Source organism: Streptomyces sp. SA15 (genome assembly GCF_002291145.1).
Classification (GTDB): Bacteria; Actinomycetota; Actinomycetes; order Streptomycetales; family Streptomycetaceae; genus Streptomyces.
In genome coordinates, this window is record NZ_NTGE01000017.1 from 65302 (window position 1) to 75773 (window position 10472).

The 10472-nt window shown below is 64.7% G+C and carries 6 protein-coding genes, 1 tRNA gene and 1 pseudogene; 3 read left to right on the forward strand and 5 right to left on the reverse strand.

From position 1 onward, the window contains the following. Positions 1 to 218: 218 nt before the first annotated feature. Both CLM62_RS49200 and CLM62_RS03090 read right to left on the reverse strand, forming a co-directional pair. On the reverse strand, positions 219 to 4388 hold the full coding sequence (locus tag CLM62_RS49200; RefSeq protein ID WP_179381911.1) for a WD40 repeat domain-containing protein: 4170 nt from the start codon (positions 4386 to 4388) through the stop codon (positions 219 to 221). 13 nt (positions 4389 to 4401) lie between these two features. Continuing rightward, positions 4402 to 5247, reverse strand: a complete 846-nt coding sequence (locus tag CLM62_RS03090) for a hypothetical protein (protein ID WP_095748319.1) — start codon at positions 5245 to 5247, stop codon at positions 4402 to 4404. Positions 5248 to 6185: 938 nt separating this feature from the next. On the opposite strand from CLM62_RS03090, the gene CLM62_RS03095 reads away from it, so the two are divergent. Continuing rightward, complete coding sequence (locus CLM62_RS03095) at positions 6186 to 7490, forward strand: site-specific integrase (protein ID WP_257003638.1); 1305 nt, start codon at positions 6186 to 6188, stop codon at positions 7488 to 7490. A 24-nt stretch (positions 7491 to 7514) separates the two neighbouring features. On the opposite strand, the gene CLM62_RS03100 is transcribed toward CLM62_RS03095, so the two are convergent. The 3 genes from CLM62_RS03100 to CLM62_RS03110 all read right to left on the reverse strand — a co-directional run bounded on the left by CLM62_RS03100 (position 7515) and on the right by CLM62_RS03110 (position 8995). After that, complete coding sequence (locus CLM62_RS03100) at positions 7515 to 8189, reverse strand: nucleotidyl transferase AbiEii/AbiGii toxin family protein (protein ID WP_095748320.1); 675 nt, start codon at positions 8187 to 8189, stop codon at positions 7515 to 7517. Beyond that, positions 8189 to 8509 carry a hypothetical protein gene (locus tag CLM62_RS03105; protein WP_095748321.1) on the reverse strand — a complete coding sequence of 107 codons (321 nt, stop codon included), beginning with the start codon at positions 8507 to 8509 and terminating at the stop codon, positions 8189 to 8191. The genes CLM62_RS03100 and CLM62_RS03105 overlap by 1 nt, the downstream gene beginning before the upstream one ends. 414 nt (positions 8510 to 8923) lie before the next feature. Further along, positions 8924 to 8995 (reverse strand) — tRNA-Arg (locus CLM62_RS03110). 226 nt (positions 8996 to 9221) lie between these two features. Between CLM62_RS03110 and CLM62_RS03115 the strand changes: the two genes are divergently transcribed. Together CLM62_RS03115 and CLM62_RS03120 are read left to right on the forward strand one after the other, a co-directional pair. Continuing rightward, complete coding sequence (locus CLM62_RS03115; protein ID WP_095748322.1) at positions 9222 to 9701, forward strand: response regulator; 480 nt, start codon at positions 9222 to 9224, stop codon at positions 9699 to 9701. A gap of 147 nt (positions 9702 to 9848) precedes the next feature. Continuing rightward, positions 9849 to 10472 (forward strand): annotated as a pseudogene (locus tag CLM62_RS03120) (hypothetical protein); the annotation flags it as partial.

Here is a 10472-nt window from a genome sequence, read left to right on the forward strand (position 1 = left end):
ATGGCCCGATAAAGGCTCGCGGCAACTACCGGATCGTGTCCCAGGCCGTGGTCATCGCCACTTGCATCTCCGCCACCGGTCACCGCGAGATCCTCGGGTTGATTGTCAGCGGCAGCGGGTCCTGGTTGACCTTCTGCAGGTCACGCAGCAGCCCCAATCGAATGATGTCCATCGCCGCTTCCATTCTCACGCTGGAGAGACAGTGCAGAAAAACTCATTTAGTGAAATTTCTCGAAGGCGGCAATATCTGCCCCGAAGGCAGCTATGAGAAAGTTGTCATTTGCTGCCAGACTTGTGCACGTACCGGGCAGGAGGAACGTGTCCAAGCAGCGTTGAGTAATCAAATCCCATAGGCGCACAGTGCCGTCTGTACTTCCAGTGAGAGCTACAGGTCGGCCACCCATTAGGGCGCAGGTGACATCGTTCAGCGAGTCGCCATGGTCGCCTGGCTTCTTCGAAGCTATGTCGAGTACCAGCACTTTGTGTTCAAGGTCTGAGTTAGCGACTGATCGCTCATCCGGCAACATGGCGTCGCACCACTCCGCCACGCCATCGCTGCCGTCCAGAATATCGTCGATGGTTTGTTGAAAAAGCGAGGCCCACACCCGCCCCCGATCGTCTGTGCCGCAGGCGATGATGACTAGCTTCCCATCGACCATGGAGCATGCCACTGCCCGTGCCCCACCGCGCGCGGTCGTTGGCAGCTGGCCTATGGGTTTCCTCGAGCTCAGATCCCACAATTGTATCGTGCCATCTCGTCTACCGGTGATGGCAATTGGCTGACCGTCGACCGTGGCGCACGCCACCGCCGAGACATCACTGCTGCCAGTACCGAGTAGCTCACCTACGAACCTCCTGGAGGCCAGGTCCCACAGTTGAACCGCACCGCCATAGGAGCAGGTAACGGCCAAGGGTTGCCCAGCGACTACGGCACACGCCACCGCCTGCACCTCACCGCGTGCGATGGTTAGCGGTTCACCAATAGACCTCCCCGAGGTGAGATCCCACAGCTTTACCACACCGTCTCGAGCGCCGGTGATGGCGACCGGCCTGCCCTCGATATCTGCGCACGCTGAGGCGAAAACAATCTCACGGTGCCCGGTAAGCGGACTTCCCACCGAACGTCTGCTCGCGAGGTCCCACACTCGAACTGTGCCGTCAGAACCACCAGTAACGGCAACAGGGCGACCTTCCAATTCGGTGCACGCGATGTCGTTCACAAAATCCTCGTGCCCAACGAGAAGATCGCCGATGGGTTTTCTCGTGGCCAGACGCCAAGGCTGTACTGTGCCGTCATCACCGCTGGTCAGGGCAGTACAGTGTCCGTCCAGATCGGTAATTTCCACTATCGGCCCAGAACTGTCATGGTGGGGGGTGAACGGCTCGCCGACCAGTCGTCCGGCCTCCAAGTCCCAGACCTCTGCGATGCCGCCTCCGCTTGAGATAGCAATCGCCCGGCCATCCAGCGTCGCACACGTGACTGAGAACAGTCGACGGTCCTGTCCGATGAGCGGTTGACCGAAGGATCTCCCTGATGCGAGATCCCACGCTTGAATCGTGCCATTCTCCTCTCCAGTTACGGCGACGGACCGCCCATTGACTATCGTGCACGCAATCGACGACACCTTACTTCGATGCCCTGCGAGCCGGTTTTCGATCGATTGTCTGGTCGCCAGGTCCCACATCCGTACTGTCCCGTCATCGCCTGCCGCGATGACGATCGGCTGCCCATTAACCGTCGCGCATGCAATGTCACTAACCCAATATTTCTCAACCAGCGGCTCGCCGATCTGTTGTGCAGCTATAAGATCCCATGCCCGCACCGTGCCGTCGTGCCCGCCCGTAACGGCAACAAGTCGGCCGTCCACGCTAAGGACCGCCAGCTCATCTACTATTGCGTCGGCGTGCCCGGCGAGGGGGGTTCCTCTCAGTCGCCCGGAGAGCAGGTCCCAGACCCACACTTCCCCGTCAGTGGTGGTGACAGCGATCGGACGCCCGTCCAGCTCGGTGCACGCTACCCGGTACACGGAACTTTCATGCTTGACCAGGGTATTCATGAGTGCCGGAGACACGTCTCCGCCGGTAGCGTGGACAGGTCGCCAAGTTTCCGGATCCATTCGGCTCTTTAGGGCTGAGGCGAGCAGATTGGCGTTGTAGCGCACTGCATCAATAGCCAAGAGGCGACGGCGAGCATTCGGTGCAAGGTGTCGATGGACCCCGATAGAAGCGAGGTATACCGCCGAGCTCAATTCGCCGAGTTCAGTCTGAGCTTGGCGTAGATAAGGGGCAAGGCCATCCGGGGCAGCATGGACGAGGAATTCAGGTTCCCTAAGAATGCCGTCCAGGACATTACCTTGAGTGGCGTGGGCAGCCAGATTACGAAGTGTATAAGGGTGAGCATGGTTCCAGTTCAGGTCGCCGTCGACGGCCTGCGGAACGCGGCTGGTCAGCGTCGACACGAAGGCGGCGTGGACTGCGGTGGAATCAATGCCACTGCGAAGGTATTCAGCGAGGGATTGGTGGTAAAGACGGTAGGCGGAGCGGTCATCTTCGACGGCTTCAATGATGTAAGAACCGGCTACCCGACGCAGCCACTGGATATCCTCGTCCGTATAGGAGCGTCCGCTTATTGTCGTCGCCAAGCGAGCCCACACGTCCTCCCACGGGAGACCCTGTCCATATGCATAGGCAAGTGGGCGCAGCAGATCTGTGGCGCGATCCGCGTCCACGCTGAGGCGAACGCTGAGGTCGTGGGCCATGGCATGACCAGCATGCCGGGGCAGGCTGCTCCGCCAGTTGTGGTCGCGGTGATCGGGGACGTGCGGGGTGGCGGCGAGGGTGCCAGCAGTGATGCGTGCGATGAGGAATGAGTGACCTGCTGCCTTTGCGACCTCAGTGGCGATCGGCAGCCAGGCGGAGAGTGAATGCCTACGGTAGGGGGATTTTGGATTGGCGCTGACGAGGTTGCGGATCGTATAGGCGAGGATGGCCTCGGCATCGGCATAGCGCTCTGCGTCAAGGTCGATCTGCTCATGGCGCTGCAGTCCCAGCTGCGGAAGCAGGTGGGGGCGGGTGCCCAGGAGCAGACGGATGCGGCCGTTCGAGTGTTGGATAAGCGGGCGCAGGATTGTGACGCACAGGGTTTCAGGCGATGCCGCCTCGTCGAGAGCATCCACCATGACGGTAAGGGGCCTGCCCCGTCCGCTGAGGGCCTCGAGAAGCCTCCCGACCGTGGGGGCGTTCACCTTCGCGGCGGAGCTTATGCCAGCGAGCACCTGTTGGTCTGTCTGGCTCTGGGCGTAAATGGCGACGTCGATATAACTGGCCGCCTGCTCTACACAGTGTTTGAGGCCCAGAGCGTGAGTGGGTACGGTGTGGCGCAGCTCGCTGTGCGCGAGGGCGGCGAAGAGCCCTAGCAGGGCCGTCTTACCTGATCCGGGACCGGCGGTGACCGCCAAGGCTGGTGCAGTCACTTGTCCTGGCGGGTGTCTGAGCCAGGTAGCGATGTCGGCGAGCGCTGTGCTGCGCCCGGTGAACCACCAGGCCGTTCGGTCAGTACCTCGGCTGGCTCTGGCACGCACCAGGAAGCGGCTCTGCAACTCGGTGTCGCGTAGGTCAGCCTGACGCCTCCAGCTTGCTTCCTGCTGTACGGAGAGGTCGACTTCAGTCAGGTCGGGATCATGCCGGGGGTTAGGCAGAAACGGAGGAGTCTCTCCAGCAAGTCCGACCTGGAGGAGGCTGACATGCTGGTAGCCAGGGGCCGCGTTCATTTGTTGGACGACCGCGTCCAGCGCCAGCGTGCGGGGGCCATGACCGGCAGTAATCAAGCTGTCAACGGCCCGTACCAGCCTCCGTGGGAACGCTCCAGCCTCGGCCTGCTGCAGAGGTTGCGCGGAAGAGAGGATGATCAGTCCGGAGCCGGGCTGTGCGCTCCATCGACGGCTTGTCCGTTCCAAGGCCACAGCGGCGAGTTCGTTGCCACCCTGTCCCGCATAGCAGGTATCGAGCATCAACAGCAGGCGGCGCACTCGCGTGCCCGCCAGCATTTTGCGGGCTAATGTCTCCGTGGGCAATGCGTCCGCAATGTCGTTCGGATCGGTTTCTGAGGTCAAGAGAACGTGACCGCCGCCGTCCTCCTCGTCCAGGACCTCGCCATGGCCCGCGATATAGACGACGATCAAGTCGTCCTCGTGACGCGCGGGTGACTTGCAGAAGGCCCGCAGTCTTTCTGTCAGCTGACTCTCGGTCGGGTCAAGGCCGAGATCGCTGACATGCTGGTAGCCGAAGCGGTCAGTGAACAGGTCGATGATGTTCTGCCGCGCCTCGACCAGCCCGGGACGGTTCCACTCAGGCTGTTCCTTGTAGTGGGCGACTGCGGTGGCGATCAAATACCTGCGCGGCTCAGGTGGCATCGAGGCCCTCGGCGATCGCGGTACCAGTGAGCGAGCTGGTGAGGTAGATAGTGGCGTCATGCGCATGGGAACCGTTGTGCACCAGCGCAGAGCGAAGCTGCTGGCCGAACTGAGGCCGTAGGTCCTTTACCAGGGCTACAACATCACCGCTGTCGACGATGTTTGTCCAGGTCAGAGTGTCGGCCCCAGGCCAGCGGCCGGGTTCGGGCAGCAACCGATCGAAGATCATCGGAATGCCTAACGGCGACCCCAGTGTGATTAGCGCCCGGACCCCATGGTTGGACAGGGCGCACAGTGCCTCGTAGGCGATAATGGTTCCCAGGGAATGTCCGACGACAACCTGGGTGTCTGCACCAATCAACGCAGCGACCCGCTCCCTAGCCATCCGCCGAAGCTGACCATCTGTTAGGTAACGGCGGACCTGCTTGAGATCGAAGATCATCGCCCGCAGAGCAATCCCGGAGAAGAACCGCGAGTGCGACAGTGCACGCAAGGCGGCCTGCACTGAACGTGGCGTGCGTGCCAGCGTGTCCAGCCCCGGCGGGGAGACACCCGCGTCCACATCTGCCGCTGCCTGCCACCAGGACAGCAACAACTCCTGTTCGAGACCGGCGTCCACATCAGCTGCGGTGTACAACGGGTCGCCGACCGCGAGCATCTTGCCCGGCGGCCGGAACAGGTCACCGTAGAACGCCATGGCCAACTCATGTTCGCAGAGCAGTGGTCGGCCAGCGCGACGCAAACCGTCCTGTAGCGCGGGACACCACTCTTTGAGGAGGCTGCCCTCGCCCAGCATCTGCTTGCCAACCCCGTGGACCGCGACGACCCGGGCCATGCGACGAACCCCCCATTTCCGTAATTCGTTTAACTGATGAGCACCTTAGATCAAACCCTGTTGATGTTGTGGCGCCGCCGCATCAGCTCGGCCAGCCGTACCTCTGGGGCGCATTCCGTCCCAGAAGGTCCTCTGTCGCATCAGATCGAAGTTCACGTTCAGGCGAAACTCGATGCCGACGAACCAGCGCTCCTGCAAGGCCGCTCCCATGAGATGGCGTTTCCCACTGCGACCGTGGCGTCGTAGTGAGGTCCGTCCGAGCCTGGCGGGCAGGACTTGCGTAGCCAGCCGTTCTCTGGCGCTGACCAGTCGTTCAGATCAAGCAACCGGTGGTGTGCTCCGTTACACAGGGCGGTCAGGCCGTCCGGAGGAGCACTTGAGCCCGGCACGTCCAATCCCGGCCAGACGTAGCTGCGTCGCCGGCAGTGCTCCAGCGGTTGGCCGTCCTCTTCTCAGTGCCGGTAAGACGGGATCAGACCTCGATGGTGACTCGTCCCCACGTGGGGCGTGAGGCGAGCATCGTGACGTGATCGGGTTCGGCGAGGGCGTGCTTGTGGCTGTGCAGGCTAGCGTCGGGGACGAGGGCGGCGCCTGGTGGCGGTGGATTCGGTGACCGTTTCGATGATGAAGCGAGAGCGGGCCCATGCCCGGGTCGGCGGTTGATCCGAGGGTGAGCCACTCCACTCAGGGGGCTGTAGAGGCGACCACTCACCACTCGTAGGTCGTCGGTACGTGCCAGGGAGAGCTATTCGGTGACTATGCGGTCACCCAGAGCGTCCTTGGTCAACCCTCGCTGTCCAGAACCAGATGCTGCCGATCGAGGGCGCTATTGCCTCCGGGGTTTCTGGGTTTACCTCGTCTGGAAGGTGGTGGATGTCATGAGGAGTTCGGCATCGCATACACGAGGCGTCCCCAGAAGCAGACGTGATGGAAGCACGGTGATCGCGGTTAAGTCAGGCAGAAATCGTTCCGCAGGAGGTGCGACGGATGCCAAGGCGCTGGCCGAGGAACTCGGTGCAGCGCTGGTCCGGGCGGTCCGACTGGACACGGAAGATTCGCTGGCCACTGCAGGGGCGGGCCGCTGCACGGTCACCATCAGCTGGTACGCCTTTGCTCTTGAATACCTGGAGATGCGTTGGCCGCAGGTCGCGGCGAAGACGCGCAACGAGACCAATGACGCCCTGTGCGCGATCACTCTGACGATGCTCCGGGACGTGCGGGGGCGCCCGAGTGACGAGATGCTGCGGCAGGCGCTTCGAAACTGGGCGTTCGTCCTGCCCCGGCCAGAGCTGCACACGGCGCCCCCGGACATACGACTCACTCTGCGCTGGGTAGCGAGGGCGTCACGCCCGCTGGCCGACCTGATGGATCCGGCCGTGATGCGGACTGTGCTGCAATCCCTGCGACTGAAACAGGACGGCACGGTCGCAGCGGCCGAGACCCAGCGGCACAAGCGCATGACCCTCGTGAACGCCGTGCGGTACGCGATCGAGCAAGGTGGACTGCGGGACGACCCGCTCGCCAACGTCAACTGGCGGATCGCCAAGACTGTCAAGCAGGTTGATCCGCGGGTGGTCGCCAACCCCACCCAGGCTCGCTCCCTGCTCCACGCCGTTTCCTACGTCGGCAACTACGAGAGGGCCCGCGGACGGCGGCTGGTGGGGCTGTTCGCCGGCATGTACTACGCCGGGCTGCGGCCCGAGGACGTCGCGGCGGAGGGCTGGGGCAGAGTGTTCTTGCACGTTACTCGGCCCCAGGCGGGCAAGAAGTGGACCGACACCGGGTGCCTCCATGACGAGCGTGGTCTGAAGGGCCGCCCGCCGGGGGACACCCGACCGGTGCCGCTGCCGCCCGAACTGGTGGCGCTGTGGCGGGAGAGCGTCGACACCTTCGGTACCGCTGATGATGGGCGGCTGTTCTTCAACGAACGCGGTGGCGTCCTCGCCTCCAGTACGTACGACCGCGTCTGGCACGAAGCCCGGGAACTGGCCCTGCCGCCCGGCCTGCTGAACACTCCACTTGCGGCTCGCCCCTACGACCTGCGGCACTCGGCCCTGTCCACCTGGCTCAACGCTGGCGTTGACCCCACGGAGGTCGCGGAACGCGCTGGCAACAGTGTCGAGGTCCTCATGACCAAGTATGCCAAGTGCCTGTACGGACGGCGGCGATCGCCAACCAGCGCATCGAGGCTCTGCTGGACGAATACGACTGAACTCCCTCTTCCAGGCAACGGGACTTTCTGAGTACTCCGGAGATGCCCTGGCTCGCTACTGGGCCGGGTTCTCGTTCTGCGGTGCGATGAGCTGGCGTTGCCAGTCGGCGAACCGCTCGCGTAGCGCTGCGGCCTCGGCGGGGGTGAGGCCGTAGGCGGCGAATTGCTTGTCCGTGTAGCGCTGGATGCGGGCGAGTGAGTCGGCGAACATACGCGGATCGAAGCCGTCGTCGTTCTGCTTGGCCAGCTCCATCAGGCGTTCGCGGGTGTATCCGGCCTTGAGGAGACCGTCGACGTCGATGGCGTCGCGGACCTCGGCCCGGCCGTCCAGAGCGGTGGTCTTCCCGGCGGCGACATCGTCAGGGTGCAGGACCGGGCCGAGCTCGGAGGGCACGGGCGGATGGTTGAGGAACTCGGCGACAAGTTCCACCTTGTTCTGCGTACCGCTGACCGGGTCGGTGACGTTCAACCGGGTGTAGGTGTGCTCGGAGTTCTGGTGGGCCAGTTCCACGGAGAAGCCTGCGGCTTCGTAGGCGGCGATGACGCGTTCGGTGGCTGCGGGCATCTCGGTGGTGGCCCGGTTGATCGGAGCAAAGAGGTCGACGTCGTCACTGACGCGGTTGACGACCTGGTGGGCCTGGACGGCGTAGCCGCCTGCCAGGGCGTAGCCGAAGTCGTCGGCGAGCGTGTCGAGCCCGATGCGGATCAGTCTGCGGTGTAGCTCGTCCACTACGCTGCGGCCGCCGCAGGTGAGAGCTCGTGGAAGCGGGCCTGCCAGGCCGCACGGGCCGGAGCGGGCAGGAACAGGTCGCTCCAGTGCCGGCGCAACAGCTCGGCGTTCAGGTACGCCCGCAGGTCGGCCGGGGACTGGGCCTCGCGAATCACCCGCTCGTACATCAGGAGCAGGTCGGCCTCGTCGGCGAGGTCGTACTCGTAGTGCGGACCCCAGTCGATGTGCCGGGGCAGGGTCACGGTGCCGGAAGTCGGCCCGACCAACTCGTCGAGCGACTCCGGGAGGGCGTAGATCCTCGCGGCTGCGTACCTGCTCATACGTCCAGCATGCCGTAACCAGCCGCGTCGTGGTGCCGACACCAGCATCCGCGTGAGCAGTGAGCGTGACGTTCGATGAAACGCCTGATCACAGCCGTGCCCAGCACTGACCCGGGAAAGTCAAACGGCCTGCTCGTCCGGATGTTCTCCGATCGTCCTTGTCGGCAAACGCGCAGGTCACAGCATGTGTCCTCCGGTGGCGGCTCCGCCTTGCGGCTTTCCCGTCCCACGAATGTCCCACGCGACGCCATCGTGTGGGATCGGACATTTGGGATTTCGTCTGCCTGGCGCCATGAAGTCGCAGGTCGAAGGCTTGCTGCACCGAGTGGTCATGGCCAAGGTGGCCGTGTGCGTTTTGGCATGCACAAGAAAGGCCCTGAACTGCTTTCTGCAGTTCAGGGCCCTGATTTCCGGTGCCCCCGGCAGGATTCGAACCTGCGCACACGGCTCCGGAGGCCGTTGCTCTATCCCCTGAGCTACGGGGGCATGTCGGCTGCGGCGTTCGCTGCGACGGGTAGAACACTACCAGCTCCGTCGGGGTGTCCATGAACGGGTTTCCTGGCGTCGGGAGGAGGTCAGCCCTGGCCCGCGCGGGATGGTGGGGGCGCCTCCGGGAGCGGAAGCGTCCTCGCACGGGTCAGAAGTAGGTAAAACCCGGACGCGATGGCCGGTCCCGACCTACTCTCGAGTTGTGCCAGGCGCGTCCGGTCGGGTGCTTGTTGTGGACGACAACAAGGTCATCCGGCAGCTGATCAGGGTCAATCTCGAGCTGGAGGGCATCGAGGTGGTGACCGCGGCCGATGGTGCCGAGTGTCTGGATGTCGTTCATCAGGTGCGGCCCGATGTCGTCACCCTGGATGTCGTCATGCCCCGGTTGGACGGGCTGCGGACCGCCGCGCGGCTGCGTTCCGATCCTCGGACCCGTGACCTTCCCCTTGCCATCGTCAGCGCCTGTACGCAGTACGAGGTCGAGACCGGCCTCGACGTCGGCGTCGACGCCTTCCTTGCCAAGCCCTTCGAGCCCGCCGAACTCGTACGACTCGTACGGCAGTTGATCGAGCGGAACGAGCGGAAGCAGGGTGCCGTGCCGACGGAAGGGCCGATGGACCGGTCGGCGCACGGCGGGACCGTGGGCGGGGCCGTGTTCGGGAGCGTCCTCGGTACGGGGGAGGCCGAGCGGGCCGGCCGCTGAACCGTCGGCCGGACCGTCCGCTGAACCGTCGGCCGGACCGGCCGCTGAAGCGCCGGGGCAGTCGGCTGCCGTGCCTGACCGTCCACATCCCGGACCCCACCAAACCTGCTCGCCTACCCACCCCCCTCCTCGCCTACGCTTGTCCCCGTGACCCCCGTCGAGCTCTCCCGTACCGTGCTGCGCGCGGTGCGTCGCGCTGTCGACGAAGGGGAGCTGAGCGTGACCGTTCCGGAGCGGGCCGTGGTCACCGTGCCCGGGCCCGGTGGCTGTGGGGACTACGCCACCAATATCGCTCTTCAGCTCGCCCGCCCCGCCGGGCATCCGCCCCGCCGCGTCGCCGAGATCCTCCAGGCCCGGCTCCTCGGCAGCGACGGTGTCACCGACGTCGTCGTCACCGGGCCCGGGTTTCTCAACATCAGCCTGCGGAACACGTCGTCCGTCGCCCTCGTCGAGGAGATCCTGCGGTGCGGGCCGCGGTACGGGTACGCCGACGGGCCGACCGGACAGCTCGTGCAGCTCCACGCCCCCCACGAAGTCCGCGCCCTCGTCGTCGCCGACGCCGTCGCACGTCTTCTCCGCTCCCAGGGCGCCCTTGTCCGCACCACGGCCGAGGCCCGCCCCGAGCCGGAGTGGGAGACCGTCCTCGGAGTGCGCGTCGATGCCTTCGGCGGTCCCGACGCCAGCGCGTTCCGTGACGCCCCCGCGCCCCCCGACGCCAGCGCGTTCCGTGGCGCCTCCGCGCCCCCCGACGCCAGCGCGTTCCGTGACGCC

Coding starts and splice junctions, on each gene's coding strand:
- CLM62_RS03090 (WP_095748319.1), bottom strand. CDS start 5,247: ATGGCCCGGGTCGTCGCGGTCCACGGGGTTGGCAAGCAGATGCTGGGC.
- CLM62_RS03105 (WP_095748321.1), bottom strand. CDS start 8,509: ATGAGCAGGTACGCAGCCGCGAGGATCTACGCCCTCCCGGAGTCGCTC.